Origin of the sequence: Streptomyces sp. JW3 (assembly GCF_052216785.1) — a bacterium.
In the GTDB taxonomy this organism is placed as follows: domain Bacteria; phylum Actinomycetota; class Actinomycetes; order Streptomycetales; family Streptomycetaceae; genus Streptomyces.
On sequence record NZ_JBQOUX010000017.1, the window covers coordinates 25,877 to 52,734 of the forward strand.

Consider the following 26,858-nt stretch of genomic DNA (forward strand, 5'->3'; position numbering starts at 1 on the left):
CGTCCTCGGCCTGCTCAGGTGAGCGGTGCGTGCGCGGAGGTGAACCGGTGTGGTGCTGGGAACGGTGAACAGTGCCGTCGTCCCTGTCATCGGCCCGCTCGGACGAGCGGAAGGTGCGCAGATCGGTGGCCACTGTTCACCTTTAGAATCGCGGGGTGAACGCCCCCGCCCCCGCTGCCTCCGCCGACGCCACCGCCGACACCCTGCGCACCGCCCTCGCCGGGCTGCTCGACGGGCTGCCGCCGCGGCAGGCCGCGCGGGCCGTGGAGCGGCTGATCGCCACCTACCGCGGGGCCACCCCGACCGACGCGCCCATCCTGCGCGACCGCGCCGACGTGGCCGCCTACGCCGCCTACCGGATGCCCGCCACCTTCGAGGCGGTGCGCTCGGCGCTGGCCGCGTTCGCGGCGGCCGTGCCCGGCTGGGCCCCCGCCACCCACACCGACCTCGGCGGCGGCACCGGCGCGGCCACCTGGGCCGTCGGCGCCACCTGGGACGGGCGGCGCGGCTCGACCGTGCTCGACTGGGCCGAGCCCGCCCTCGCGCTCGGCCGGGAGATCGCCGCCGCCGACCCCGCCCTGACCGCCGTACGCTGGCAGCGCGCGCGGATCACAGCGGCGCTCACCCTGGAACCCACCGACCTCGTCACCGTCTCCTACGTTCTCAACGAGCTGGCCGCCGCCGACCGCACCGCCCTCGTCGACGCCGCCGCGGCCGCCGCGTCCGCCGTCGTGATCGTCGAACCCGGCACCCCCGACGGCTACGCCCGGACCATCGAGGCCCGCGACCGGCTGATCGCCGCCGGGTTCCGGATCGCCGCCCCCTGCCCGCACAGCGCCGCCTGCCCCATCGCCCCCGGCACCGACTGGTGCCATTTCTCGGCCCGGGTCAGCCGCTCCTCCCTGCACCGCCAGGTCAAGGGCGGCTCGCTCGCCTACGAGGACGAGAAGTTCGCCTACGTCGCCGCCACCCGGCGGCCGGCCGACCCGGCCGCCGCCCGCGTGGTCCGGCGCCCGCAGCTGCGCAAGGGACAGGTCCTGCTCGACCTGTGCGAGACCGAACCGGCGCTGCGCCGCGCCACCGTCACCAAACGCCACGGCGACCTGTACCGGGCGGCCCGGGACACCGACTGGGGAGACCCCTGGCCGCCCGTGTGACGAGACGCACCGTCTTGCCACCCTGGTAGATTCGGCCCATGCCCGCAGCCGCCCCCGTCCCCGCGCCCACCCCCCGACGCCGCAGCGAGAAGTCCCGCCGGGCCATCTACGACGCCGCCCTCGCGCTGGTCGGCGAGGTCGGCTACCCGAGGACCACCATCGAGGGCATCGCCGCCCGGGCCGGCGTCGGAAAGCAGACCATCTACCGCTGGTGGTCCTCCAAGGCGGACGTCCTGCTGGAGGCGTTCCTCGACCTCGGTGACGGGCCGGAGCCGCCCGCGCTCCCGGATACCGGCGACCTCGCCGCCGACCTCAAGGCCGTGCTGCGGGCCACCGTCGACGGACTGCGCGACCCCCGGTTCGACCTCCCCGCCCGGGCCCTGGCCGCCGAGGGCGTGGTGAACGAGGAACTGGGCCGGGCCGTGGTCGCCAAGCTGCTCCAGCCCTCGCTCCAGCTCTACGTCGACCGGCTGCGGGCGGCGCAGCGGGCCGGCCGGGTCCGCCCGGAGATCGATCCGCGCATCGCCCTGGAGCTGTTCGTCTCGCCGCTCGCGCAGCGCTGGCTCCAGCACACGGCGCCGTTCTCCCACGAGTACACCGACACCCTGGTCGACTACGCCCTGAACGGTCTCGCCCCGCGCTGACCGGACCCTGCTGCCCGGACCCTGCTGGCCGGACCCTGCTGGCCGGACCCTGCTGACCTGGGAACTTTGTCCCTTCCCGACCCCCGACGCACGGAATGGTGCGACCATGGGGCATGCTGATGCGCACGACGGCGAGGCGAGGGGATAGATGAGCGCGGAGTTCGGCGGCCGTAGCGGCCTACAGGGCAGGCTCTCCCAGTGGTTGCGCGGACGCCGCCCGAAACCCGCCGCCGACGAGGGCGGCCGGGAGACCCTGCTGCTCGCCGCCGCCGCGGCCGGACTGCCGCTCGCGCCCGCCGCCCACCCGGCCGGGTACCGCTGCTCCTGCGACCGGGTGGGCTGCCCCACCCCCGCCCGGCACCCCGTCTCGTTCGCCTGGCAGACCCAGTCCACGACCGACCGCGCGCAGATCGAGCGCTGGGCCCGGCACCAGCCGGGGGCCAACTTCATCACCGCCACCGGCATGGTGCACGACGTCCTCGACGTCCCCCTCCAGGCCGGCCGCGAGGCGCTGGACCGCCTGCTGGGCACCGGCGTCGAGGTCGGCCCGGTCGCCGAGAGCGACGACGGCCGGATGCTCTTCTTCACCCTCACCCGCGGCACCCCCGAGGACGAGGACGAGTGGTGGCCGTGCGAGCTGGACTGCCACCCCGACACCACGGACGAACACCCGGGCCTGCGCTGGCACTGCCGCGGCTCCTACGTCCTGGTCCCGCCCGCCCGGCTCCCCGGCGACCACGGTGTGCACTGGGTCCGCGGTCCCGAGCATCCGCTGCCGGACCCGCTCACCCTGCTGGAGGCGCTCACCGACGCGTGCGCCCGGCACGCCGGCGGCGACGCCGGCCAGGCGGCGGGCACCGCCTGGCCGCTGCACCGCTGACCTGCTCGCCCCGGCTCTGCTCGTCCCGGCTCTACTCGCCCTTGGCCGAGGTCAGGCCCTGGACCCGGCCCAGGATCGTCACCTCGTCGTCGGCGGAGTCCGCCGCCGGGTCGAGGGCGACCTCGTTGGAGACGAACTCCATCGTCAGCGTCTGCTTGATCTCCCCGTCGGTCAGCGCCAGTACGTCCCGGTTCGGCGTGGGCACCGACGCGCCGCGCGCGGCGGTCTGCTTCTCGAAGTGCCGGGTGGTGAAGAACACCAGCGCCCCGCCGTCCTTGGTGCGCAGCGCCAGCGGCGCGTAGTCGCCGTCCGTCAGCGGTTCGTCGATGTACTGCGTGGCCAGTCCCGGCCGGCTCGCCTGCGTCTCGCGCTGGGCCCGCCAGGCGCTGGTGTTCGGGCCGGCCGCGAAGGCGTCCGCGCCGTCCTGGAGGTAGCCCGTGTAGCCCTTGCTCAACTTGGCAGGGCTGACGGCCAGTTGGGCGCTGTTGGCGGACACGGCCTCCGCCCAGCCGTCCTGGTCGGTCTTGAACTCGGGCACGTCGTCGGGAGAGACGAGGGTCAGGTACGCCGCCTGCCAGGTCTCGTCCAGGCCGTCCCGGGTGAACACCAGCAGCCAGCGCACGTCACCGCCCTTGTTGCCGCGGGCGTCGGCCAGGAACCAGCGCGGCCAGCCGGCCTTCTCGGGGATCGTGAACTTGGCGTCGGACAGCTTCAGCGGGGTGTGCGACGGATTGCCGTCGGGGCTGTTGGCCTTGCCGGCCTTCAGCCGGGCCGAGTCGATGTCGGCGAGGGCGCCGGTGGTGTACTCGGCGTCCAGGGAACCGTCGTACGCCTTGTCGGCCTTGTTGTACGCGGCGGTGAACTCCTTCAGGGCCTCGGCGGCTTCCGCGCGGGTGGCCCCGGGCAGCACCTCGCGCTCGCCGTGCACCACCACGCACCCGCTCGCCGTCAACGACAGAGCGACGACGGCGGCCCCTGTCAGGACGCTCCGGTCAAGCCTGCTCATCAGGTTCCTTCACCCTCCCCTTCCCGGAGGCGAACCCTACCGGTGCCCGGCGCGGCGCGGACGCCGGGAGGCGGTTACGGTTTCCGCCCAAGGGGCGGACGGTCACGGGTCGCGGCGCGGGGTGACCAGGACGGCGCCGGCGCGCGGGTGCGGGAGTACCTCCACGGGCTGGTCGTAGACCTCGGACAGCAGGCCGTCGCGGAACACCTCGCCGGGCGGACCGCCGGCCGCGAGGCGACCGGCCCGCAGCACCGCGACCCGGTCCGCGCAGGCCGCCGCCACCGAAGTCCCGGGCGTCCCCCGGTGTTTCAATGCTCCCGTGACTGACTACGACGTGCTGCGCGTCTTCTGCGCGGCGAACGGCGGCTACGGCAACGAACTCGGCGTCGTCCGGGAGGGTTCCGTGCTGCCGGACCCGGCGGACCGGCAGGCCCTCGCCGGCAAGCTCGGCTTCAGCGAGACCGTGTTCGTCGACGACCCCGAGCGCGGCGTCGTCGACATCTACACCCCCACCCTGCGGCTGCCCTTCGCCGGCCACCCCTGCGTCGGCACCGCCTGGCTGCTGGACGTGCCCGAACTGGTCACCCCGGCCGGAGTGCTGGGCGCCCGGCAGGACGGGGAGTTCAGCTGGATCGAGGCGCGCGCCGAGTGGGCCCCGCCGCGCACCCTGCGCCAGTACGCCGCCCCCGCCGAGGTCGACGACCTGCCGGTGCCGCCCAAGGGGGAGTGGATCTACGCCTGGGCCTGGGAGGACGAGGCGGCCGGCCGGGTCCGGGCCCGGGCCTTCCCCGGCCGGGACGACGGCATCGACGAGGACGAGGCGACGGGAGCCGCGGCCCTGCTGCTCACCGACCGGCTGGGCCGGGCCCTCAACATCACCCAGGGCGCGGGATCGCAGCTCCTTACGGCACCGCAGCCGGACGGCTGGGTGGAGATCGGCGGACGGGTGTTGCTGGAACGCTGACTGCCCGTCACCCCCCGTTCTTGACAGGGCAACAGGTGATCGATTTACTCGGGCCACGCCGACCCCATCGATCGGCGAAAGAGGTACGCCCAGCCGGTAATTGGCCCCAACCCACAGCCCGGACCGAGTCGCCAGGACCGCCATCGGCGTCCGAGGCGGGGACGTACCCGCAACTCCATGGAGCTCGACGACGTATGAGCCGTCATTCCCTGACCCCCCGCAAGACCCGCAGGTCCCTGATCATGGCCGGCGCGGCCACCGCCGCGCTGGCCGTCGTGGTGAGCGCGCCGCTCGGTGCCACCGCCGCCACGGCCGCCGTCACCCTGCCGCCCGCCGGCGCCGGCTTCGACTACCAGATCGGCGGCGCGTACACCCCGCCCAGCGGGGTGCAGGTGGTCACCCGCGACCACGAGGACGCCCCGGTCAGCGGCCTGTACAACATCTGTTACGTCAACGCCTTCCAGACCCAGCCCGGCGCCACCGACGAGTGGAAGGACCTGCTGCTCAAGGACGCCGACGGCAATGTCGTCTACGACGACGAGTGGGATGGCGAGGCCGTCCTGGACATCACCACCGCGGCCAACCGCAAGGCCATCGCCGAGAAGGTCGGTGGCTGGATCGACGACTGCGCGGCCAAGGGCTACCAGGCCGTCGAGCCGGACAACTACGACACCTACGACCGGTTCGGCGACCTGCTCGACGCCTCCCAGGCGCAGGCGCTGATCCGGCTGCTCGCGGACCGCGCGCACGCGGCCGGCCTGGCGATCGCCCAGAAGAACACCGCCGAACTGGCCGAGAACCGTGAGGCCAACGGCCTGGACTTCGCGGTGGCGGAGGAGTGCGGCAAGTGGGAGGAGTGCGACTCCTACACCGACTACTTCGACGACCACGTCATCGTCATCGAGTACGACGACGAGGGCATGGCCACCGCCTGCGCCGGCTGGGGCGACACGCTCAGCATCGTCAAGCGCGACTACGACGTCTCGACCCCCGACAGCGACGAGTACGTCCGCGAAACCTGCTGAATCCCTGAACAGGGGCGCCGGAGCGGAGCACCGCCCCGGCCCGGCGCCCCCTCACTCCCTCTCGTCTCACTCCCTCTCGTCACGCGCTGAGCGGGAACTCCTCGCCCAGTGCCCGGAAGACCGCCGTGTTCAGCGCGAACGCCCGCTTGCACTCGGCCACGATCCGCTGCCGCTCCAGCTCGTCGGCCCGGATGCCGTCCAGCAGCTCCCGGTACGCGCGCTTGAACGCGGCCGGGTTGCCGAGCTCCTCGAAGACGTAGAACCGGACCCCGTCGCCCTTCTTCGCGAAACCCCAGGTCCGCTCGGCCTTGTCGCGGATGATCTGGCCGCCGGAGAGGTCGCCCAGATAGCGCGTGTAGTGATGGGCGACGTACCCCGCCGGCCACTGCTCGGCGCACTCCCGCACCCGGGCCGCGTACTCCTCGGTGGCCGGCAGCGGGGCCAGCCCGGTCCGCCAGTCCGCGCCCCGCAGATGCGCCAGGTCCCGCTCCAGCGAGGGCAGCCGCAGCAGCTCCGGCCGGATGAACGGCCCGGCCACCGGATCGGCCGCGAGCCGCCCGGCGGCGGCCTCCAGCGCCTCGTACACGAACCACAGCTGCTCGGTGTACCGCGCGTAGGCGGCCACGCCGAGCCGGCCGCCGAGCAGGTCGCTCATGAACGTCGAGGTCTCGGCCTCCACATGCTGCGCGTGGGAGGCGGTGCGGATGAGCGTCGAGAAGGAGTCCATGCACCCGATCTTCTATGGTTAGGCTTACCTAAGTCAATAGGTTGCCGACGTCCTGTCGGTAAAGCGTACCCAGCGGCGCGCGAAAAGACCCGCCCTCCGGAGAGAGCGGGTCTGCGGCAGGTGTCCGGCGGGTACTACGGCAGCGTGAGGATCTCCGCGCCGGTGTCCGTGACGACGAGGGTGTGCTCGAACTGGGCGGTCCGCCTGCGATCCTTGGTCACCACCGTCCAGCCGTCGTCCCACAGGTCGTACTCGTGCGTGCCCAGCGTCAGCATCGGCTCGATGGTGAAGGTCATTCCGGGGCGGATCACGGTGGTCGCGTGCGGGCTGTCGTAGTGCGGCACGATCAGCCCGGAGTGGAACGAGGAGTTGATCCCGTGCCCGGTGAAGTCCCGCACCACGCCGTACCCGAACCGCTTCGCGTACGACTCGATGACCCGGCCGATGATGTTGATCTGGCGGCCCGGCCGGACCGCCTTGATCGCGCGGTTCAGCGACTCCCGGGTCCGCTCGACCAGCAGCCGGCTCTCCTCGTCCACGTCCCCGACCAGGTAGGTGGCGTTGTTGTCGCCGTGCACCCCGCCGATGTACGCCGTCACGTCCAGGTTGACGATGTCGCCGTCGCGCAGCACGGTCGAGTCCGGGATGCCGTGGCAGATCACCTCGTTGACGCTGGTGCACAGCGACTTGGGGAAGCCGCGGTAGCCGAGCGTCGAGGGGTAGGCGCCGTGGTCGCACATGTACGCGTGCGCCACCCGGTCCAGTTCGTCGGTGGTGACGCCCGGCGCGATCAGCTTCGCCGCCTGAGCCATCGCCCGCGCGGCGATCCGCCCGGCCACCCGCATCGCCTCGATCGTCTCGGGCGTCTGCACCTCCGGGCCGGTGTACGGCGTCGGTGCGGGCTTGCCGACGTACTCGGGCCGGCGGATGTTTCCGGGTACGGAACGGGTGGGAGACAGCTCCCCTGGTACGAGCAGCGACTGGCCAGACATGTCAGCGAGTCTAACCAGCGGGCATACGAGACCATGTCCCACGCTACATCTGGCGGAAGGAGCCGGTCATGGCCCTGTTCAAGAAGCGCACGGTCGGAAAACCGGGCGAGTGGTACTACTGCCTTCAGCATCAGAAGGTCGAGGAGGGGCCGGAGTGCCCGGCCAAGGACCGGTTCGGTCCCTACGCGTCGCGGGCGGAGGCGGAATCGGCGATGCGGACGGCGCGGGATCGGAACCTTCAGTGGGAGAACGATCCCAAGTGGCACGACGCGTCGGCGGGCGGCAAGGAGGACGGCTGACGCCCAAGGGGCGGCGGGGGCTGTGGTGGGGCGGCTGCGGGTAGTGGTGGGCTGGTCGCGCAGTTCCCCGCGCCCCTGAGACGCGCGCTTCGCGCGGCGCCTCCCCGGGAAAGCGCGGCGCAGCCGCAGGCTTTCAGGGGCGCGGGGAACTGCGCGACCAGCCACGACGCATCCGCAGCCGCCCACGAGACAGGAGCCCCCATGACCGCCGCAGGCCCCGGCACCCGCCCGGAGGGCACCCCCTCCGTCCCCTTCCGCGCCGGCGAGGACGGCCACGCCAGCTTCCGCATCCCCGCCACCGTCCGCACCCCCACCGGCACGGTCCTCGCGTTCTGCGAGGCCCGCGCCGCCGGCCAGGCCGACCACGGCACCATCCGCGTCGTCGTCAAACGCTCCACCGACGACGGCCGCACCTGGGGCCCCCTCGTCGTCGCCGCCGACAACGGCGCCGACCTCGCCGGCAACCCCGCCCCGGTCGTCCTGCGCACCGGCCGGGTCCTCCTCGTCCACGTCCGCAACGCCGGACACGCCACCGAGGCCGCCATCCGCCGCGGCGAGGTGAGCGCCGAGGACGGCCGCCGGGTCTGGGTGACGCACAGCGACGACGACGGACTCACCTGGTCCCCGTCCACCGAGATCACCGCCGACGTGAAACGCCCCGAGTGGCGCTGGTACGCCACCGGCCCCGGCCACGCCCTCCAGCTCCGCTCCGGCCGCGTCGTCGTCCCCGCCAACCACTCCCTGTCCGACAACGGCCCCGACAACGGCCCCGACAACGGCCCCGACGGCGGTCACTGCCTGCTCAGCGACGACGCCGGCCGCACCTGGTCGCTCGGCTACGTCGACGACGGCGACGGCACCACCGCTCGCATCGCCGCCAACGAGTCCACCGCCGCCGAACTCCCCGACGGCCGCCTCTACCTCAACGCCCGCACCATGTCCCCGTCGCCCGCCCCGCGCGCCGACGCGTCCTCCGAGGACGGCGGCCGGACCCTCACCGCCCCCTTCCGCCCGCAGCCACACCTCGCCGGCCCGGTCTGCCAGGGCAGCGTCCTCCAGCTCGGCGCGAGCGGCCCGCTGCTGTTCTCCGGCCCCGCCGACCCCGCCGGCCGGGCCCGGATGACCCTGCGCGTCTCCACCGACGCCGGGGCGACCTGGCGTCCGGCCCACACCCTCGACGACCGCCCCGCCGCCTACTCCGACCTGGTCCGCCTCGACGCCCGCTCGGTGGGCCTGCTCTACGAGACCGGGGACGGCGGACCGTACGAGACGATCACCTTCCGGCGGCTCACCGTGTCCGCCGGCGGGCCCGCATAGAGTCGGGGCCATGACCTCTACCGACAACGCCGCACAGGGCGCACAGCAGGCCCCCGGCAAGGACCCCTGGAACCTCCCCGACGTATCCGGCCTGGTCGTCGGCGTCATCGGCGGGACCGGGCCGCAGGGCAAGGGCCTCGCCTACCGCCTCGCCCGGGCCGGCCAGAAGGTGATCGTCGGCTCCCGCGCCGCCGAGCGCGCGCGGGCCGCCGCCGAGGAGATCGGCCTGGGCGTCGAGGGCGCCGACAACGCCGAGACCGCCCGCCGCAGCGACGTGGTGATCGTCGCCGTGCCCTGGGAGGGACACGGCGACACCCTCACCGCCCTGCGCGCGGAACTGTCCGGCAAGCTCGTGGTGGACTGCGTCAACCCGCTCGGCTTCGACAAGAAGGGCGCCTACGCCCTCAAGCCCGAGGAGGGCAGCGCCGCCGAACAGGCCGCCGCCCTGCTCCCCGACAGCCGGGTCACCGCCGCCTTCCACCACCTGTCCGCGGTACTCCTGAAAGACCCCGGCATCGAGGCCATCGACACCGACGTGATGGTGCTCGGCGAGGCCCGCGCCGACGTGGAGACCGTGCAGGCGCTGGCCGGCCGCATCACCGGCATGCGCGGCGTGTTCGCCGGGCGGCTGCGCAACGCCCACCAGGTCGAGTCGCTGGTCGCCAACCTGATCTCCGTCAACCGCCGCTACAAGGCGCACGCGGGACTCCGCGTCACGGACGTATGAGGCGATGGGGGACACTGGTGGGCATCAGTCATGCCGACCGTGTCCCCCGACCCGTGTCCCCGACAGGAGCCGACCTCATGCCCCGCCTCGCCCGCTACGCCCTGACCGTCTGCGTGCTCGCCGTCGTCGCGGCCGTCGTCTCCTTCGTCCAGGGCGTGGTCCTGGTCGGGGTGGTCTGGGTACTGCTGGCGGGCCTGTCCTCCAACATGTGCTGGTACTACCTCAAGCGCCGCCGCGCCTGACTCACGAAACCATCGAGCACAGCTCGTCGGTCTGCCAGAACCGGTACAGCTCGAAACCGCAGTACGTGTCGAAGTCGCTGATCCCCAGCCACCGCAGCACCGCGTCGATCGCGTCGAAGAACACGCCGTTCAGCGCCGGGATCCACAGCAGCGCGAACACGAACAGCAGCCCGAACTGCGCGAACGGCTCCAGCTGCCGCCGCACGTGGTACGACAGCCAGGGCTCGACCACCCCGTAGCCGTCCAGGCCCGGCACCGGCAGGAAGTTCAGGATCGCCGCCGTGACCTGGAGCAGCGCCAGGAAGGCCAGGGCCAGCCGGAAGTCGCGCGGTACGCCGTCCAGCGCGTCCAGCCAGAACGGGGCGGTGCACACGACGGCGAACAGCACGTTCGTCAGCGGACCGGCCGCCGAGATGAGGCTGTGCCGCCACCGGCCCCGGATCCGGCCGCGCTCGATGAAGACCGCGCCGCCCGGCAGCCCGATCCCGCCCATGATGACGAACAGCACCGGCAGCACGATGCTCAGCAGCGCGTGGGTGTACTTCGCCGGGTTCAGCGTGAGGTAGCCCTTCGCGCCGACCGAGATGTCGCCGCTGTGCAGGGCGGTGCGGGCGTGCGCGTACTCGTGCAGGCACAGCGAGACGATCCAGGCGGCCGTCACGAACAGGAACACCGCGACGCCCGGCTGCTCGGCGAACCCGGTCCAGGTGGCCCAGCCGGTGACCGCGGTGACGGCGACGATCCCGAGGAAGACGGGAGAGATGCGCCGCTCACTTCGGCGGGCGGGGGCGGTGGTCATGACGGCGGGACTCCCAAGATTCAGACGGCGACGGAAGGGCCGACCGTACCGGTGATGTGAGGAGAACGTCACGCGGACGGCCGCAGGTTCCGGGTCCGGTAAACCCGGAGGCGGCGCCGGTGCGTCCCCGGGGACAATGGACCCCGTGCGCTACCGCATCCTCGGCACCACCCAGGCAATCCGCCCCGACGGCAGCCCCGTCCCGGTCGGCGGGGCGCGGCTGCGCGCGCTGCTGACCGTGCTCGCGCTGCGGGCCGGCCGGACCGTACCGCCCGGCCTGCTGGTCGAGGAGGTGTGGAACGGCGACCTGCCCGCCGACGCCCCCGGCGCCCTCCAGGCGCTGGTCGGCCGGCTGCGCCGGGCGCTCGGCGCGGCCGCGGTCGCCTCCGCCGACGGCGGCTACCGGCTCACCGCCGCCCCCGACGACGTGGACCTGCACCGTTTCGAGCGGCTGGCCGGCGAGGGCGCCCGCGCGCTGGCCGACGGCGACGCGGAGAAGGCGGCCGGTGTCCTCGACGACGCGCTCGCCCTGTGGCGCGACCCGGTCCTGGCCGACCTGCCCGACCGCACCGCCGAGGCGGCCCGCTGGGAGACCCGGCGGCTGGACGTGCTGCGCGCCCGGCACACCGCCGCGCTGCGGCTCGGCGCGGCCGAGCGGTCGCTGCCCGAGCTGACCGCCCTGTGCGACGCCCACCCGCTGGACGAGCCCCTCCAGGCGCTGCGGCTGCGCGCCCTGCGCGACACCGGCCGCACGGCGGCGGCGCTGGCCGCCTACGAGGACGTACGCCGGCTGCTCGCCCAGCGGCTCGGCACGGACCCGGGCCCGGAACTGCGCGGACTGCACGCCGAACTGCTCCGCACCGAACCCGCCCGGCCGGCCGGCGACACCAGCGGCGGCCCTCGGCATCCGGCCGGCCCGCGGCATCCGGCCGGCCCGCAGCACCTGACCGGTCCACAGCATCCGGCCGGCCCGCAGCACCTGACCGGTCCACAGCATCCGGCCGGCCCGCAGCACCTGACCGGTCCACAGCATCCGGCCGGCCCGCAGCACCCGGCCGGCCCTCAGCATCCGGCCGGCCCGCAGCATCCGACCGATCCGCAGCACCCCGGCACGCCCCGACCCGCCACCGCCCCCCAGGCCGCCCCCCACCCCTCCACCACCCCGCCCCCCTCAGCCACCCCCCGCCCCACCCCCCGCCCCCGTGGCAACCTCCGGGCCCGCCTGACCTCCTTCGTCGGCCGGGACGGCGACATAGAGACGCTCCGGGCCGACCTGACCGGCACCCGGCTGGTCACCCTGCTGGGACCCGGCGGTTCCGGCAAGACCCGGCTCTCCCTGGAGGCCGCCGAGGCCGCCGGGGACACCGCCCGGGACGGCGCCTGGCTCGCCGAACTCGCCCCGGTCGACGACCCCGCCGCCGTACCCGAGGCGGTACTGACCGCCGTGGGCGCCCGCGAGACCGTGCTCTACGGGGCCGGCGCCGAGGAGCTGCGGGCCGCCGCCGACCGGCGGACCACCGCCGTCGAACGCCTCGTCGAGCACTGCGCCCGGCGCCGGATGCTGCTCGTCCTCGACAACTGCGAGCACCTCGTCGACGCCGCCGCCCGGCTCACCGAGGAACTCCTCGCCCGCTGCCCCGGCGTGACCGTCCTCGCCACCAGCCGGGAACCCCTCGGCGTGCCGGGCGAACTGCTGCGGCCGGTGGAACCGCTGCCCGAGCCGTCCGCGCTGGAACTCCTCGCCGACCGGGGCAACGCCGCCCGCCCGGGTTTCCGGACCGACGCCGACGCCGACACCGCGGCCGCCTGCGCCGAGATCTGCCGTCGCCTGGACGGCCTGCCGCTCGCCATCGAACTGGCCGCCGCCCGGCTCCGCGTCCTCACCCCCCGGCAGATCGCCGACCGGCTCGACGACCGCTTCCGCCTGCTCACCTCCGGCAGCCGCACCGTGCTGCCCCGCCAGCAGACCCTGCGCGCGGTGGTCGACTGGTCCTGGGAGCTGCTGGACGAGGCGGAACGGGACGTGCTGCGCCGCCTGTCGGTGTTCGCCGGCGGCTGCGACCTGGCCGCCGCCGAGGCGGTCTGCGGCCCCGCCGCGCTGGACGCGCTCGGCTCCCTGGTCGACAAGTCGCTGGTCGTCGCCGCGCCCGCCGAGGAGGGCGGCGAGATGCGCTACCGGCTGCTGGAGACCGTCGCCGAGTACGCCGGCGAGCGGCTCGACGAGGCCGGCCGCCGCGCCGCCGCCGAACGCGCCCACCTGACGTACTACCGCGAACTCGCCCGCACCACCGACCCGTCGCTGCGCGGCCCCGGCCAGATCGCCGCCGCCCGGCGTCTTGAGCTGGAGTACGAGAACATCCGCACCGCGCTGCGGCACGCCGTCGCCGAACGCGACGAGCAGGAGGCGCTCTGTCTGGTGCTGTCGCTGGTCTGGTACTGGCAACTGCGCGACCTGCGGATCGAGGCCCGCACCTGGAGCAGCGAGGTGATGGCGCTGGGGCCGGACCCGTTCGCCGCCCCGGTCCGGCCCGCCGCCCCGGTCTGGGAACGGCTGACGGACAGCCCGCCCCCGCTGACCGGCGAACTGCTCGCCGAATCCCGGCGCGGTGTCCACCTGGCCCACCTCGCCTGCATGGACACCGAACTGAACGCCTGGCAGACCCTCGAGGCGCAGGAACGACTCCGCAACATCGCGGACACCTACCAGCCGGGCCTGCCGCAGACCTGCCGCAGCCCCGGCATGATCTGGTTCTACGCCGTGCTGCTCTCCGGCGACCTGCCCCGGCTGCGCGCCATCATGAACGCCACCGTCGACACCTGCCGCGACCACCCGGGCTTCGAGTGGGAGCTGGCCGGCGCCCTCCAGATGCGGGCCAACCTGCTGGCCAACCGCGTCGACCGGGCGAGCGAGGCGGGCCGCGACGCCGACGAGGCGCTGGAGATCTACCGGCGGCTCGGCGACGGCTGGGGCATCGCCGAGGCGCTCTCCGCCCGCGCCGAGGCCCGCGAGCGCACCGGCGACTTCGCGGGCGCCGCCGCCGACTACGCGGCCGCCGCCGAGTACGCCGAACGCCTCGACGCGCACGCCCAGGTGGACGTCCTCGAAGCCCGGCTGGGCAGCTCGCTGGTGGAGGCGGGCGAGGCCGAGCGGGGCGAGCGCCTGCTGCGCGAGGTGATCGACCGTACCCAGACCGGCACGCACAACGGCGCCATGCCCGCCGCCCGGCTGTTCCTGGCCCGCTGGCTCGGCTCCACCGGCCGGGTCGCCGAGGCCCGCGCACAACTGCGGGCGCTGCGCCAGGACGCCGCGATCGCGAGCTTCGTCGTCTTCGACGCCTTCCTGCTCGGCGCCGAGTCCTGGATCGACGCGCTGGAGGAGCGCTACGACGACGCGCTGGTGAAGGTCAGGGAGGCGCTGGCGCGGGCCGGCGACCCGGTGTCCGCGATGATCGCCCCGCAGATGCACGGCGCCTACCTGGTGGTCGCCGCGCTCTCGCTGGCCCGGGTCGACGGCGGGCGCCGGGCCCGGGACGCCGCCCGGTGCCTCGGGGCCGCCGCCGAGGCGCTGCCGTCCGGCCATGTCGACGACGTGATGGAGCGGGTCGCGCGGGCCCAGGCGGTCCGCGACACCCGGGCCGCGCTGGGCGAGGAGGCGTACGCGGCGGCGTACGCCGAAGGCCGCGGCCTCGCTCTGGAGGAGGCCGCGGCCCTCGTCTGACCCACCCGGCTCAGCTCTTGGTGCGGAACTTGTGGATCGCGACCGGCGCCATCACCACCGTGATCGCCGCCGACCAGCCCAGGGTGATCCACAGGTCGTGCGCGACCGGGCCGCCCACCATCAGTCCGCGCGCCGCGTCGGCGAGCGTGGACAGCGGGTTGTAGTCGGTGAACGCCTGGAGCCAGCCCGGCATCGACTGGGTCGGCGCGAAGATCGACGAGCCGAACTGGAGCGGGAACAGCACCAGGAAGCCCATCGCCTGCACGGACTGCGCGTTCTTCAGGACCACGCCGAGGGTGAGGAACACCCACATGATCGACGAGGCGAACGCGGCGGACAGTCCGACGGCCGCGAACAGCCCGCCCCAGTGCTCGATGTGGAAACCGACCAGCACGGCGACGATCATCAGCACGGCGGTGGCGAACAGCATCCGCACCAGCTCCACCGAGATCTTCGCGAACAGCACCGAGCCGCGCCCGATCGGCAGCGACCGGAACCGGTCCATCACCCCGGAGTTGAAGTCCTGGCTGAACCCGGTGCCGACGCCCTGCGACAGCGTCATGCTCATCATCGCGATCATGCCGGGGATGACGTACTGGACGTACCCGTCCTGTCCGCCGCCCAGCGCCTGTCCGATCGAGCCGCCGAAGACGTACACGAACAGCAGGGTGAAGACGATCGGCATCAGCAGCGCGTCGAACATCGACTCCGGGTCCTGTCTGATCCACAGCAGATTGCGGCGGATCAGGGCTCCGGTGTGGCGCAGGTGGCCGCGCAGCGGGATACGCGCGTCGGCCGTGGTGACAGGGGCGGCGGCGCTCATACGGCGGCCTCCTCGCGGGTCTCGGTGGCGGGCGTCGGGTCCTGCGGGGCACTGGCGCGGTGGCCGGTGAGGGACAGGAACACCTCGTCCAGGCTGGGCAGTTCGGTGGTGACGGCGGCGAGCGTGATGCCGCGCGCGGTGACCGCGCCGACCACGGCGGTCAGCTGCTCGTCGCTGAGGATCGGCACCAGCACGGCGCCGCGCTCGGCGTCCACGGTGGAGGAGGCCAGACCGGTGATGCCCAGCTCGTCCAGGAAGGCGGCCAGCGGGCGCAGTTCGGCCGGGTCGGCCGGCTTCACCCGCAGGGTGCGGCCGCCGACCTTCGCCTTCAGCTCCTCGATGCCGCCGTTCGCGATGACCTTGCCACGGTCCACGACGGTCAGCTCCGAGGCGAGCTGCTCGGCCTCCTCCATGTACTGGGTGGTCAGCAGGACCGTCACGCCGTCCCCGACCATCGCCTTGACCTCGTCCCACACCTCGTTGCGGGTCCGCGGGTCCAGGCCGGTCGTCGGCTCGTCCAGGAACAGCACCTGGGGCCGCCCGATCATCGAGGCCGCCAGGTCCAGGCGGCGCCGCATGCCGCCGGAGTAGGTGCTCGCGGGCCGCTTGGCGGCGTCGGTGAGCGAGAACCGCTCCAGCAGTTCGTCGGCCCGGGTGCGGGCGTCCTTGCGGGACAGGTCAAGGAGCCGCCCGATCAGGTACAGGTTCTCCCAGCCGGGGAGCTTCTCGTCGACGGAGGCGTACTGGCCGGTCAGACCTATCACCCGGCGCAGTTGCCGGGGCTGGCGCAGCACGTCGTACCCGGCGACGGTGGCCTCGCCGGAGGTCGGGGCGAGCAGGGTGGACAGGATGCGCACCAGTGTGGTCTTGCCGGCGCCGTTCGGCCCGAGCACGCCCCGCACGGTGCCTTCGCGGACGTCCAGGTCGACCCCGTCCAGCGCCTTGGTCTCGCCGTAGTGCTTGACCAGCCCCCGGACCCGGACAGCGGGGCGCGCGCCGCCCCGGCGGTTGTCGATTCGCTTCATGCCGACGACGGTGCCAGGCCGCACCGACAGACCGCCGATATATCGCCGACACCCGCCCGGAATCGGCGGCCGGCCTGGCGGGGCCCCGCCGACGGGGGAAGATCGGCGGGGCCCGGCGTCGTACCGCGATGGCTTCTCGGTGCCTCAGTGGACGGAGTGCTCCTCCTGCGGGAACGTTCCGCCAACCACGTCCTCGGCGAACGCCTTCGCCGCGTCGCCCATGACGCCGCGCAGGTCGGCGTACTTCTTCACGAACTTCGGCATCCGCCCGCCGGTCAGCCCGAGCATGTCGGTCCACACCAGCACCTGGGCGTCCGTCTCGGGGCCCGCGCCGATGCCGACGGTCGGGATGTGCAGCGTCCGGGTCACCTCGGCGGCCAGCTCGGCCGGCACCAGCTCCAGGACGACCGCGAAGGCGCCCGCGTCCTGCACGGCCTTCGCGTCCCGCAGCAGCTGCTGGGCCGCCTCCTCGCCGCGCCCCTGCACCCGGTAGCCCATGGCGTTCACGGACTGCGGGGTCAGACCGATGTGCGCCATCACCGGGATGCCGGACTCGACGAGCAGCCGGATCTGCTCGTGCGACCGCTCACCGCCCTCCAGCTTCACGGCCCCCGCGCCCGCCTCCTTGACCAGCCGGGTGGCCGAGCGCAGCGCCTGCACCGGGCCCTCCTGGTACGAGCCGAACGGCAGGTCGGCGACGATCAGCGCCCGGCTGGTACCGCGCACCACCGCGGCCGACAGCATGGTCATCTCGTCGAGGGTGACGGGGACGGTGGTGTCGTACCCCAGGTGACAGTTGCCCGCCGAGTCGCCGACCAGCATGACCGGGATGCCGGCCTCGTCGAACACCGACGCGGTCATCGCGTCGTACGCGGTGAGCATGGGCCACTTCTCGCCGCGCTCCTTGGCCAGCGCGATGTCCCGGACGGTGATGCGGCGGGTGCTCTTGCCCCCGTACAGCGCCTTGCCGCTGCCGTCGGAGGGCCGGTTCGGGTTCGGTGCGTTCTGGGCAGCCGAGAGCTGCGTCATGGCAACGGCTCCTTCATGTCATCTCGAGGCGCCCTGACGGCGTCCCCGGATCACCTCCATGGTGGCACCTCGTGCCGGGGGACGGCTAGGGGCCCCGCACCGACTGGGTAGACCGGGCGCCCGATCGGAACCGCGCGCCCCCGCGTGCACGTCCCCCTGCCCGTACGGCCCTCGCGGGAGGGCGGGAAGGGCACGGTTCATCCCCTAGGGTTTGTCGCACGGGGTGACCGTAGGCACAGCAGTCAGTGAGGCGACGAGGGTATGGCGCAGCAGGTTCACGTGACGGAGACGGACAACGGCGGCTCCGGACCGGAGCGCGGCGAGACCCGGCTGCGGAGCCTGCTGGACCGGCTGACCAGGGGCTGGCGCGGGGACCGCCGGATCTGGCGCCGGGGCATCGTGACCGCCGTGGTGGCCGTCCTGCTGGCCGGTGTGCTGGCCGGGCACGCGCGCATTCCGAACGCGATCGGCAACCTGGGCAGTCTGACCGAGACCTTCCTGCCGTGGTTCGGCCTGCTGATCCCGGTCCTGCTGCTGATCGCGCTGGTCCGCAAGTCGGCGACGGCCCTGATCGCGCTCCTGGTACCGGTGATCGTCTGGGCCAACCTGTTCGGTGGTCTGCTCACCACCAAGTCGCACGGCGGCGGCGACCTGACGGTGGCCACCCACAACGTCAACGCCGACAACGCCGACCCGGCCGGCACCGCCCGCGCGGTCGCCGCCTCGGGCGCGGACGTGCTGGCGCTGGAGGAGTTGCAGGCGTCGAAGGTGCCGACGTACGAGAAGGCGCTGAAGTCGGTGTACCGGCACCACGAGGTCGTCGGCACCGTCGGCCTGTGGAGCAAGTATCCGATGAGCGACGTGCAGCCCGTCGACATCAAACTGGGCTGGACCCGAGCGATGCGCGCCACCGTCACCACCCCGGCCGGCCAGGTCGCCTTCTACGTCGCCCACCTCCCGTCGGTCCGGGTGAAGCTGGCGGCCGGGTTCACGGCCCGCCAGCGCGACCGCAGCGCCGACGCGCTCGGGGCGGCCATAGAGGGGGAGAAGCTGGCGAAGGTCGTCCTGCTCGGCGACCTGAACGGCACGATGAACGACCGGGCGCTGAACGCGGTCAGCTCGCAGCTGCGCTCCACGCAGGGCGCGGCCGGCGACGGCTTCGGCTTCAGCTGGCCGGCGGCGTTCCCGATGGCCCGGATCGACCAGATCCTGGTGCGCGGTGTCGAGCCGGAGCGCAGCTGGACCCTGCCGGCGACGGGCAGCGACCACCTGCCGGTGGCGGCCCGTGTGAAGGTCGACACATCGGCGTCCTGAAAGTCCAGGTCACCCCTTCTCCGACCGCTTCCCGAAACTCGCCCGTCACCTCGCGGAATACTCCTCCTGAGAGACTTTGTTCCGTACAGGAACATAATGTTCCGCGCTCTCGAAAGGTGACCCCTTCATGCCCCTGGCCCTGCTCGCCCTCGCCGTGGGCGCCTTCGGCATCGGCACCACCGAGTTCGTGATGATGGGCCTGCTGCCCGACGTCGCGGACGACCTCGGCATCTCCCTGCCCGCCGCCGGTCACCTGGTCTCGGCCTACGCCCTCGGTGTCGTCGTCGGCGCCCCGCTGCTCGCGGCACTGACCGCCCGCATGCCCCGCCGCACCGTCCTGATCGGCCTGATGGCCCTGTTCGTCATCGGCAACGCCCTGTCCGCCGCGGCCCCCGGCGAGGGCTCCCTCCTCGCCGCCCGCTTCCTCAGCGGTCTGCCGCACGGCGCCTTCTTCGGCGTCGGCGCGGTGGTCGCCACCGGCATGGTCGCGCCGGAACGCAAGGCCCGCTCGGTCTCCCTGATGTTCCTCGGCCTGACCGTCGCCAACATCATCGGCGTCCCGGCGGCCACCGCGATGGGCCAGGCCCTCGGCTGGCGGGCGACCTTCCTCGGCGTCAGCGCGATCGGTGTGGCCGCGATGGCGGCGCTGCTGCTGCTCATCCCGCGCGAGAACGCCGCCGCCCCGTCGGCCGGCGGCCTGCGCGGCGAGCTGGCCGCGTTGCGCTCCGTCCCCGTCTGGCTGGCCCTCGGCACGACCGTCGCGGGCTTCGGCGCGCTGTTCTCGGCGTACAGCTACATCACGCCGATGCTCACCGACGCCGCCGGGTACGCCGACACCAGCGTGACGCTGCTGCTGGCCTTGTTCGGCGTCGGCGCGACGGCCGGCAACCTGCTGGGCGGCCGCCTGGCCGACCGCTCCCTGCGCGGCACGCTGATCGCGGGCCTGGCCTCGCTGGTCGTCATCCTGGCCCTGTTCCCGCTCCTGATGCGCACGCAGGTCACGGCCGCGGCGGCGGTGCTGCTCCTCGGCGCCACGGCCTTCGTCACCAGCTCCCCGCTCCAGCTGATGGTCATGGAGAAGGCGTCGGCGGCCCCGTCCCTGGCCTCCTCCGCCAACCAGGCCGCCTTCAACCTGGCCAACGCGGGCGGCGCCTGGATCGGCGGCCTCGCCCTGACGGCGGGCCTCGGCGTCACGTCTCCGGCGCTGGCCGGTGCCGCGCTGGCCGTCCTCGGCCTGCTCGTCGCGGGGGCGGCGTGGGCGGTGGACCGCCGGACGGTGGCACCGGGTGCCGGGCGCGTGGTCGCGGGACATGTTCCGGAGCGGGCGGAGGCGGTACGGCGCTGAGGGCTGCGCCGGTCGCCCTGCCCGTGCGGTCTCCCGTCCGGCGTCGGCGTGGGTACTGGTCGAGGAGCCGGAACAGCGCCTCGACGGCGTGGGTGCCGCCCTGGCCGACCGCCGCCGCACTTTTCCACGAGGGCGAGCCGGAGCAAGCTGCCGCCGCAGCCCATCAGGCGCTCGACGACGCGGCCCGCCCGTACGAGACCGCCGCGGTCGACGACGTACGGACCCGAGCGAAGGACCTCGCCGCCGCCAGGCCGACCACGATCGCGGCCTGAGAGCATCAAGGCATGGGCAAGCACAGTCGACCCGGACCGTCGAACCAACCGTCGCGCGCCGTCCCGCGCGTGGACGCCGACAACCCGTTCGCCGCGTACGACAAGCGGCGTCGCCCGCCGATGGACATTTACCGACGCCACCGGCCGGTGCACGGCGGCGCTGGTCACCTCCGGCCCGATGAGCCGCGCGCCCTGGAGGAATGGAGCGGATTCGCGTACGAGCCGGTCGGCACCGCTCCCAACCTCGCGGCTGCCCAGGAATGGGTGGACGAGCTCCGGATCGGCGAGGACCCCACAGCGTGATGCCCCGTAGCGAAGCGCATTCCGTTCCGCAGCCGGTGCGATGACTCATCGAACGCCGGCCGCCGCCGCACCGACCGGTTCTCAGCGGCCCCGTTTGATCGCGCAGGCCAACGCGACCATTCGAACAGGGCACGACGTCGGCGGCTCCCTCAGCTGCGGCCCCCTTACTGGGCTCGCGCGACATGGCTACCGCACTGTGTGCATCGGCGGGGTGACCTACTTCTCGCGGGAGACGCCTCTCGGGGCGGTGCTGCCCGACATGTTCGACGAGGATCACTGGCGGCCGGACTTCTGCTCCCCGGAGCCCGACTCCACCCGCCACCAGGTCGACGACGTCCTGACCGTTGCCGACCGGTACGCCGACCGGCCACTGTTCCTGTTCATCAACGTTTCCGCCACCCACGTTCCCCACGGTCACTGCACCGGTGACAGCGGCGACCCCTGGCAGTCCCACGGACGGGGTATCGCTCACCCGACCGTGCTGACCGTACCGTTCGCGGCCTGGCTGTCGGAGTAGGCGGCTACGCTCCAGGCGCCCGAGCCCGGCAACCCCTCGGCTCGTACGCCATCACCCTGGACTCCACCGCCCGCATCCACCTGTTCCTGGCCGAAGATCTCCCGGGCCGCGGCCGAAGGGCGCCTTCTGCTTCAGGGGGGGTTCACTGGCGCTGCTGCTGGCCCAGCAGTTCATCACCGTCTATGCGGAGTGACGAGAGCCCCACCGGTCCGGACGTGGGCGGGTGGGGCTCTGGGGTGGCCGTACGCGCGTCAGACCAACTCGACGAACCCCGCCCACGCCTCACGGGACAGCGTGAGGACGGGGCCGGGGGTGTTCTTGGAGTCGCGGACGTATACGGCGGCGGCGCCAAGGGCGGTCTCCACACACTGACCGCCCTCGGTTCCGCTGTAGCTGCTCTTGCGCCAGGTGAGGCCGGATGCGGTGGTCATCGCGAGCCCCGGACGAACTCCGACCAGCTCTTGGGCGACACGGTGAGGACGGGGCCGGTGACGTCCTTGGAGTCGCGGATGTGTATGGCGGTCGTACCGGCGGCTACCTCTACGCAGTCGCCGCCCTCGGTTCCGCTGTAGCTGCTCTTGGACCAGGTGAGACCGGAGGCGACGGTCGAGGACTCGGCGTTGTTCATAGCGATCGCAGCAACCCTTCGATGAACTCCGTTGACTCTCGCGGAGTGAGAGCCTGTGATCGGATGATCCCATAACGGGCGGCGGCGAGGGCCGTCTGTTCCGGGTCGGTATCGAGGGCGCTGGACGAGTGGTTCTCGAAGTACACGAACCTTTTGCCATCCTTGCGGGTGACGACTGTGAACGGTCCGTTCACGCCTGCGTTGTCCTCACACTCAAGCGGCATGACCTGGATCTCGACGTTCCGTTTCTGGCCGAACAGCAGTAGGTGCTCCAGTTCGCCCCGCAGCACATCCTTGCCGCCGTACCGGTGCCGGAGCACTGCCTCATCCATCACGAAACTCAACAGCGGTGAGGGGCGCCGGTCGAAGATGTCCCGCCGAGCCAGCCGTGCGGCTACGCGCTGCTCGATCGTGTCCTGGTCGAGAGGCGGGCGGCGCATAGCAAGCAGGGCCCTCATGTACTCCTCGGTTTGGAGCAGGCCCTTGACCATATGCGTGTCGTAGGCGAGCAGCTCAATGGCCTCCTTCTCCAGTTGCGCCATCCCCTGGAAGAACCCCGGATACTGAGCCTTCTCCATCTCCTCCTTCCAGTTGCTCAACAGCCCGTCCGCCCCGACCACCTCGTCCGCGCGATCGATCGTCCGGGGCGACGGGATCCGCCGGCCCTGCTCGTACGACGCCACCGTGGACGCGGCGTAGCCGATCCGTCTGCCGAACTCCTCGCGATCGAGGCCGGCTCGCAGCCGCAGCGTCTTCAGGTTCTTCCCGAAGGCGCAGACCACGCCTTTCCCCGCGCCCTCCTCGGGAAGGGCATCCACATCCGTATGTTCCGTCAACCCGACCACCGCCTCCTCGGCCCAACGCCTGTCGCAGGGGCGGCGTCACGCCGCGCGCCGCGTACCCGTGGCCGTACCGCGCGTACAGCGAATCGACGTCGGTACGTCACCACTGGTCACGCTACGCGACCATCGGCACCGTGGTCGGTGTGATGACCCAAACCGACAGCTCCACCGGCGCCACCTTCGAGATGCGCTTCACCTCGACGCCCCGGGGTGCCCGCCTCGCCCGCCGTCTGACAGCCGTCCGGCTGGACGCGTGGGGCATCCCGTACGGCACCCGCCCCCACGACGACCTCGTCCTGATCGTCGCCGAGCTGACCACCAACGCCGTCCGGCACGGCCACGTCCCCGGCCGGGACTTCCGCCTCCGGCTCCACGCGACGGCCGCCGGCCGCATCGTACGCGTCGAGGTCACCGACACCCGCGCCGAACGCCCCCCGCGCCGCGCCGCGGACGTCGGCGGTGACGACGAGACCGGGCGCGGACTGCTCCTCGTGGCGCACCTGGCCGCCCGCTGGGACTGGCACCCACGCCCGGACGGACCGGGCAAGACGGTGTGGGCGGAGTACGCGCTCGCGCCCCACAGCGACACGTGCGGCGTCGGTGACCCGGACTTCCCGGCCCTCGAAGGGCCCGTGCTCGACGACGACGAGATCGAAACGACGCTGCGGGACGTGGGCGGCACGGAAACGCCAGCACGTGCCAAGTCCACGTGGCGGGCGCGAGCGGCCACCGAGGCGCAGGCAGTGGAGGCCGCCTTGGAACGGGACCCGGATCTCGCGGCCCGGCTGCGTACCCTGGAAGACCGGGCCGACGTCATCACCGACCTGGCGGAGGCTCGCGAGCCCGCCCGGCAGATCGCGACTGTTCGCCGCAGCGCCGCCGTCGCCGCCGGGATTCTGCCCGAGGGCACCGGCCGGTGAGCCACCGGCAACGGGTCAGGGCTCACGCCCCGACATACGCTGCCAAGTGCTCCCCCGTCACCGTGGACCGCTCCGCCACCAGGTCCGCCGGGGTTCCCTCGAAGACGATCCGGCCGCCGTCGTGGCCCGCGCCGGGGCCCAGGTCGATGATCCAGTCCGCGTGCGCCATGACCGCCTGGTGGTGCTCCACCACGATGACCGACTTGCCGGCGTCGACCAGGCGGTCGAGCAGGGCGAGGAGTTGCTCGACGTCGGCCAGATGGAGGCCCGACGTCGGCTCGTCCAGCACGTAGACGCCGCCCTTCTCCGCCATGTGCACCGCCAGCTTCAGCCGCTGCCGTTCGCCGCCGGACAGGGTGGTGAGCGGCTGGCCGAGGGTGAGGTAGCCGAGGCCCACGTCGGCGAGGCGGGCCAGGATCTTGTGCGCGGCGGGGGTGCGGGCCTCGCCCGCACCGAAGAACTCCAGCGCCTCGGCCACCGGCAGCGCCAGCACCTCGGCGATGTCCCGGCCGCCGAGGTGGTGCACCAGCACCGACGCGTCGTAGCGGCGGCCCTCGCACTCCTCGCAGGTGGTGGAGATGCCGGCCATCATGCCGAGGTCGGTGTAGACGACACCGGCGCCGTTGCAGTTGGGGCAGGCGCCCTCGGAGTTGGCGCTGAACAGGGCCGGCTTGACCCCGTTGGCCTTGGCGAACGCCTTGCGGATCGGGTCGAGCAGGCCGGTGTACGTGGCCGGGTTGCTGCGGCGGGAGCCGCGGATCGGGCTCTGGTCGACGGAGACCACACCCTCGTCGGACCGGATCGAGCCGTGGACCAGGGAGCTCTTGCCGGAACCGGCGACCCCCGTGACCACGCACAGCACCCCGAGCGGGATGTCCACGTCGACCTCGCGCAGGTTGTGGGCGCGGGCGCCGCGGATCTCCAGCACGCCCCGCGCCTCGCGCACCGACTCCTTCACGGCCGCCCGGTCGTCGAGGTGCCGGCCGGTGCGGGTGCCACTGGCCCGGAGCCCCTCCACCGTCCCCTCGAAGCAGACCGTGCCGCCGCCGGTGCCCGCGCCCGGCCCGAGGTCGATCACGTGGTCGGCGATGGCGATCGTCTCCGGCTTGTGCTCGACGACCAGTACCGTGTTGCCCTTGTCGCGCAGCCGCAGCAGCAGGTCGTTCATCCGCTGGATGTCGTGCGGGTGCAGGCCGACGGTCGGTTCGTCGAAGACGTACGTGACATCCGTGAGGGACGAACCCAGGTGCCGGATCATCTTCACGCGCTGCGCCTCGCCGCCGGACAGCGTGCCCGCGGGGCGGTCCAGGGAGAGGTAGCCGAGGCCGATCTCGGTGAAGGAGTCCAGGGAGTGCTGGAGGGCGGTCAGCAGCGGAGCCACCGAGGGGTCCGTCAGCCCCCGCACCCACTCGGCGAGGTCGCGGATCTCCTTCGCGCAGGCGTCCGCGATCGAGACGCCGTCGATCTTCGACGCCCGGACCGCCGGGCTGAGCCGGGTGCCCGCGCAGTCGGGACAGACGCCGGTCGTCGTCGCCCGCAGCACGAAGGCGCGGATGTGCGGCTGGAGCGAGTCGACGTCCTTCGACAGCATCGACTTCTGGATCTTCGGGATCAGGCCCTCGTAGGTGAGGTTGATGCCCTCCACCTTGATCTTGGTGGGCTCCTGGTACAGCAGCGCGTGCCGTTCCTTCTTGGTGAACTTCGCGATCGGCTTGTCCGGGTCGAAGAAGCCGCAGCCCCGGTAGATCCGGCCGTACCAGCCGTCCACGCTGTACCCGGGGATCGTCAGCGCGCCCTCGCTGATCGACTTGGAGTCGTCGTAGAGCTGGGAGAGGTCGATGTCGGAGACCGTGCCCCGGCCCTCGCAGTGCACGCACATGCCGCCGGTGCGCGAGAAGGTCACCTTCTCCGTCTTCGACCTGTCCGCGCCCCGGTCGACGGTGAGGCCGCCGCTGGCCGACACCGAGGCCACGTTGAAGGAGTACGCGCCGGGCGGGCCGACACGCGGTTCGGCGAGCCGGCTGAAGAGGATGCGGAGCATCGCGTTGGTGTCGGTGACCGTGCCGACCGTGGAGCGCGGGTCGGCGCCGAGCCGGGACTGGTCGACGATGATGGCGGTGGTCAGTCCGTCCAGGACGTCGACCTCAGGGCGGGCCAGCGTCGGCATGAACCCCTGCACGAACGCGCTGTACGTCTCGTTGATCAGCCGTTGCGACTCGGCCGCGACCGTGTCGAACACCAGCGAGCTCTTGCCCGACCCGGAGACGCCGGTGAACACCGTCAGCCGGCGTTTCGGTATCTCGATGCTGATGTCCTTGAGGTTGTTCTCGCGGGCCCCGTGGACCCGGATCAGATCGTGGCTGTCGGCGGCGTGCGTGACCATGTGCGTCGTCTCCCCGTGCGCTGCGTGTGCGAGTGAGTCGTGCGAGCCGGGAGACCCTAACGCGGGCGGGCCTCCCGGCACGTACTCTTCCAGTGGACCGCTACTGGCCCCGGCGCGGCTGGTTGAAGCGGAGCATGTTGCCCGCCGGGTCCCGGAAGGCGCAGTCCCGGACGCCGTACGGCTGGTCGATCGGCTCCTGGAGCACCTCGCCGCCGGCCGCCCGGATGCGTTCGAACGTCGCGTCCACGTCGTCGGTGGCGAAGATGACGCCCCGCAGCATGCCCTTGGCCAGCAGCTCCGCCATCGCCCTGCGGTCGGCCTCGGGGGCCATCGGGTCGGCGAGCGGCGGTTCGAGGACGATCTCCACGTCCGGCTGCCCGGCCGGGGCCACCGTCACCCAGCGCATCCCCTCGAAGGCGACGTCGTTGCGGACCTGGAAGCCGAGGACGTCCCGGTAGAAGGCGAGCGCCTTGTCGTGGTCGTCGACGGCGATGAAACACTGCGCGAGTCTGATGTCCATGCCCCCGACGCTACGATCCGGCGGCGCCCGGCGCTTCTCCATTCCTGACCGGTCGGGTACGGACCTTGGCGACACAGGCCGGGATCGGCGCCCCCGGCTCGTGGTCCCGCGCCTTGTACGCGCTCGGCGACTCGCCGACCAGCTCCGCGAAACGGGTGCTGAACGACCCCAGCGACGTACAGCCCACCGCGAAGCAGACCTCCGTCACGCTCAGGTCCCCGCGCCGCAGCAGCGCCTTGGCCCGCTCGACGCGCCGGGTCATCAGATAGCTGTACGGCGTCTCCCCGTACGCGGCCCGGAAACTGCGCGAGAAGTGCCCCGGCGACATCAGCGCGACCCGCGCCAGCGCCGGGACGTCCAGCGGGTCGGCGTAGTCACGGTCCATGACGTCCCGGGCCCGGCGCAGGCGTTTGAGGTCCTCCAGGTCCATGGGACCCAGG

28 protein-coding genes and 2 pseudogenes are annotated in these 26,858 nt (G+C 72.7%); 16 read left to right on the top strand and 14 right to left on the bottom strand.

Annotation, left to right across the window (positions count from 1 at the left end):
- Nucleotides 1-155 precede the first annotated feature (155 nt).
- The 3 genes from ACTT8P_RS10120 (at nt 156) to ACTT8P_RS10130 (ending at nt 2,681) form a co-directional block, all read left to right on the top strand.
- Nucleotides 156-1,157, top strand: coding sequence for a small ribosomal subunit Rsm22 family protein (locus ACTT8P_RS10120; protein ID WP_442831217.1), 1,002 nt, complete (start codon nt 156-158; stop codon nt 1,155-1,157).
- Nucleotides 1,158-1,195: 38 nt separating this feature from the next.
- The gene (locus tag ACTT8P_RS10125) at nt 1,196-1,801 is read left to right on the top strand and encodes a TetR/AcrR family transcriptional regulator (RefSeq protein WP_442831218.1); all 606 of its coding nucleotides are present in this window, start codon (nt 1,196-1,198) and stop codon (nt 1,799-1,801) included.
- Nucleotides 1,802-1,949: 148 nt separating this feature from the next.
- A complete protein-coding gene (locus tag ACTT8P_RS10130; RefSeq protein WP_442831219.1) occupies nt 1,950-2,681 on the top strand; it encodes a bifunctional DNA primase/polymerase in 732 nt (243 codons plus the stop codon).
- A gap of 31 nt (nt 2,682-2,712) precedes the next feature.
- Here ACTT8P_RS10130 and ACTT8P_RS10135 read toward each other — a convergent pair whose 3' ends face one another.
- Together ACTT8P_RS10135 and ACTT8P_RS10140 are read right to left on the bottom strand one after the other, a co-directional pair.
- Nucleotides 2,713-3,687: a hypothetical protein gene (locus ACTT8P_RS10135; protein WP_442831220.1), complete on the bottom strand. Its 975-nt coding sequence runs from the start codon at nt 3,685-3,687 to the stop codon at nt 2,713-2,715.
- 102 nt (nt 3,688-3,789) lie between these two features.
- Nucleotides 3,790-3,969, bottom strand: a pseudogene (locus ACTT8P_RS10140) (hemin ABC transporter ATP-binding protein); the annotation flags it as partial.
- 37 nt (nt 3,970-4,006) lie between these two features.
- Here ACTT8P_RS10140 and ACTT8P_RS10145 point away from each other — a divergent pair.
- Entirely contained in the window at nt 4,007-4,651 is a 645-nt protein-coding gene (locus tag ACTT8P_RS10145; RefSeq protein ID WP_442831221.1) for a PhzF family phenazine biosynthesis protein, read from the top strand.
- Between the two features lie 194 nt (nt 4,652-4,845).
- Nucleotides 4,846-5,676, top strand: a complete 831-nt coding sequence (locus ACTT8P_RS10150; RefSeq protein ID WP_442831222.1) for an endo alpha-1,4 polygalactosaminidase — start codon at nt 4,846-4,848, stop codon at nt 5,674-5,676.
- Between the two features lie 79 nt (nt 5,677-5,755).
- On the opposite strand, the gene ACTT8P_RS10155 is transcribed toward ACTT8P_RS10150, so the two are convergent.
- Together ACTT8P_RS10155 and map are read right to left on the bottom strand one after the other, a co-directional pair.
- Nucleotides 5,756-6,403 carry a heme oxygenase (biliverdin-producing) gene (locus ACTT8P_RS10155; protein WP_442831223.1) on the bottom strand — a complete coding sequence of 216 codons (648 nt, stop codon included), beginning with the start codon at nt 6,401-6,403 and terminating at the stop codon, nt 5,756-5,758.
- A 134-nt stretch (nt 6,404-6,537) separates the two neighbouring features.
- Nucleotides 6,538-7,395: a type I methionyl aminopeptidase gene (map, locus tag ACTT8P_RS10160; RefSeq protein WP_442831224.1), complete on the bottom strand. Its 858-nt coding sequence runs from the start codon at nt 7,393-7,395 to the stop codon at nt 6,538-6,540.
- Between the two features lie 68 nt (nt 7,396-7,463).
- On the opposite strand from map, the gene ACTT8P_RS10165 reads away from it, so the two are divergent.
- From ACTT8P_RS10165 to ACTT8P_RS10180, 4 genes are all read left to right on the top strand, one after another.
- Entirely contained in the window at nt 7,464-7,694 is a 231-nt protein-coding gene (locus tag ACTT8P_RS10165) for a hypothetical protein (RefSeq protein ID WP_442831225.1), read from the top strand.
- Between the two features lie 201 nt (nt 7,695-7,895).
- The gene (locus tag ACTT8P_RS10170; RefSeq protein WP_442831226.1) at nt 7,896-9,011 is read left to right on the top strand and encodes a sialidase family protein; all 1,116 of its coding nucleotides are present in this window, start codon (nt 7,896-7,898) and stop codon (nt 9,009-9,011) included.
- A gap of 10 nt (nt 9,012-9,021) precedes the next feature.
- A complete protein-coding gene (npdG, locus tag ACTT8P_RS10175; protein ID WP_442831227.1) occupies nt 9,022-9,738 on the top strand; it encodes an NADPH-dependent F420 reductase in 717 nt (238 codons plus the stop codon).
- Nucleotides 9,739-9,815: 77 nt separating this feature from the next.
- Entirely contained in the window at nt 9,816-9,980 is a 165-nt protein-coding gene (locus ACTT8P_RS10180) for a hypothetical protein (protein WP_442831228.1), read from the top strand.
- 1 nt (nt 9,981) lies between these two features.
- On the opposite strand, the gene ACTT8P_RS10185 is transcribed toward ACTT8P_RS10180, so the two are convergent.
- Nucleotides 9,982-10,779: a site-2 protease family protein gene (locus ACTT8P_RS10185; protein WP_442831229.1), complete on the bottom strand. Its 798-nt coding sequence runs from the start codon at nt 10,777-10,779 to the stop codon at nt 9,982-9,984.
- 136 nt (nt 10,780-10,915) lie between these two features.
- Between ACTT8P_RS10185 and ACTT8P_RS10190 the strand changes: the two genes are divergently transcribed.
- Entirely contained in the window at nt 10,916-14,497 is a 3,582-nt protein-coding gene (locus ACTT8P_RS10190) for an AfsR/SARP family transcriptional regulator (RefSeq protein ID WP_442831230.1), read from the top strand.
- A gap of 10 nt (nt 14,498-14,507) precedes the next feature.
- On the opposite strand, the gene ACTT8P_RS10195 is transcribed toward ACTT8P_RS10190, so the two are convergent.
- From ACTT8P_RS10195 to panB, 3 genes are all read right to left on the bottom strand, one after another.
- Entirely contained in the window at nt 14,508-15,320 is an 813-nt protein-coding gene (locus tag ACTT8P_RS10195; RefSeq protein WP_442831231.1) for an ABC transporter permease, read from the bottom strand.
- Nucleotides 15,317-16,345, bottom strand: coding sequence for an ATP-binding cassette domain-containing protein (locus ACTT8P_RS10200; RefSeq protein ID WP_442831232.1), 1,029 nt, complete (start codon nt 16,343-16,345; stop codon nt 15,317-15,319). Before ACTT8P_RS10200 ends, ACTT8P_RS10195 begins: the two co-directional genes overlap by 4 nt.
- A 144-nt stretch (nt 16,346-16,489) precedes the next feature.
- Entirely contained in the window at nt 16,490-17,374 is an 885-nt protein-coding gene (panB, locus tag ACTT8P_RS10205) for a 3-methyl-2-oxobutanoate hydroxymethyltransferase (protein WP_442831233.1), read from the bottom strand.
- A 261-nt stretch (nt 17,375-17,635) separates the two neighbouring features.
- On the opposite strand from panB, the gene ACTT8P_RS10210 reads away from it, so the two are divergent.
- The 5 genes from ACTT8P_RS10210 to ACTT8P_RS10230 all read left to right on the top strand — a co-directional run bounded on the left by ACTT8P_RS10210 (nt 17,636) and on the right by ACTT8P_RS10230 (nt 21,125).
- Complete coding sequence (locus ACTT8P_RS10210) at nt 17,636-18,688, top strand: endonuclease/exonuclease/phosphatase family protein (RefSeq protein ID WP_442831234.1); 1,053 nt, start codon at nt 17,636-17,638, stop codon at nt 18,686-18,688.
- Between the two features lie 127 nt (nt 18,689-18,815).
- The gene (locus ACTT8P_RS10215) at nt 18,816-20,033 is read left to right on the top strand and encodes an MFS transporter (RefSeq protein ID WP_442831235.1); all 1,218 of its coding nucleotides are present in this window, start codon (nt 18,816-18,818) and stop codon (nt 20,031-20,033) included.
- 92 nt (nt 20,034-20,125) lie between these two features.
- Nucleotides 20,126-20,305 (top strand): hypothetical protein, encoded by a 180-nt coding sequence (locus ACTT8P_RS10220; protein ID WP_442831236.1) that lies wholly within the window; start codon nt 20,126-20,128, stop codon nt 20,303-20,305.
- A 12-nt stretch (nt 20,306-20,317) separates the two neighbouring features.
- Nucleotides 20,318-20,608: a DUF6087 family protein gene (locus tag ACTT8P_RS10225; protein ID WP_442831237.1), complete on the top strand. Its 291-nt coding sequence runs from the start codon at nt 20,318-20,320 to the stop codon at nt 20,606-20,608.
- A 211-nt stretch (nt 20,609-20,819) separates the two neighbouring features.
- On the top strand, nt 20,820-21,125 hold the full coding sequence (locus ACTT8P_RS10230) for a hypothetical protein (RefSeq protein WP_442831238.1): 306 nt from the start codon (nt 20,820-20,822) through the stop codon (nt 21,123-21,125).
- Nucleotides 21,126-21,376: 251 nt separating this feature from the next.
- Here ACTT8P_RS10230 and ACTT8P_RS10235 read toward each other — a convergent pair whose 3' ends face one another.
- The 3 genes from ACTT8P_RS10235 to ACTT8P_RS10245 are packed head-to-tail and all read right to left on the bottom strand — an operon-like array spanning nt 21,377 to nt 22,571.
- Nucleotides 21,377-21,556 carry a DUF397 domain-containing protein gene (locus ACTT8P_RS10235; RefSeq protein WP_442831239.1) on the bottom strand — a complete coding sequence of 60 codons (180 nt, stop codon included), beginning with the start codon at nt 21,554-21,556 and terminating at the stop codon, nt 21,377-21,379.
- A complete protein-coding gene (locus ACTT8P_RS10240) occupies nt 21,553-21,753 on the bottom strand; it encodes a DUF397 domain-containing protein (protein WP_442831240.1) in 201 nt (66 codons plus the stop codon). The genes ACTT8P_RS10235 and ACTT8P_RS10240 overlap by 4 nt, the downstream gene beginning before the upstream one ends.
- On the bottom strand, nt 21,750-22,571 hold the full coding sequence (locus ACTT8P_RS10245) for a helix-turn-helix domain-containing protein (RefSeq protein WP_442831241.1): 822 nt from the start codon (nt 22,569-22,571) through the stop codon (nt 21,750-21,752). The genes ACTT8P_RS10240 and ACTT8P_RS10245 overlap by 4 nt, the downstream gene beginning before the upstream one ends.
- A 170-nt stretch (nt 22,572-22,741) precedes the next feature.
- Between ACTT8P_RS10245 and ACTT8P_RS10250 the strand changes: the two are divergent.
- Nucleotides 22,742-23,167, top strand: a pseudogene (locus ACTT8P_RS10250) (ATP-binding protein); the annotation flags it as partial.
- A 370-nt stretch (nt 23,168-23,537) separates the two neighbouring features.
- Here ACTT8P_RS10250 and ACTT8P_RS10255 read toward each other — a convergent pair.
- The 3 genes from ACTT8P_RS10255 to ACTT8P_RS10265 form a co-directional block, all read right to left on the bottom strand.
- Nucleotides 23,538-25,898, bottom strand: a complete 2,361-nt coding sequence (locus ACTT8P_RS10255; RefSeq protein WP_442831242.1) for an ATP-binding cassette domain-containing protein — start codon at nt 25,896-25,898, stop codon at nt 23,538-23,540.
- A gap of 100 nt (nt 25,899-25,998) precedes the next feature.
- Complete coding sequence (locus tag ACTT8P_RS10260; protein WP_442831243.1) at nt 25,999-26,418, bottom strand: VOC family protein; 420 nt, start codon at nt 26,416-26,418, stop codon at nt 25,999-26,001.
- Between the two features lie 10 nt (nt 26,419-26,428).
- Complete coding sequence (locus ACTT8P_RS10265; protein WP_442831244.1) at nt 26,429-26,848, bottom strand: helix-turn-helix transcriptional regulator; 420 nt, start codon at nt 26,846-26,848, stop codon at nt 26,429-26,431.
- Nucleotides 26,849-26,858: the final 10 nt, after the last annotated feature.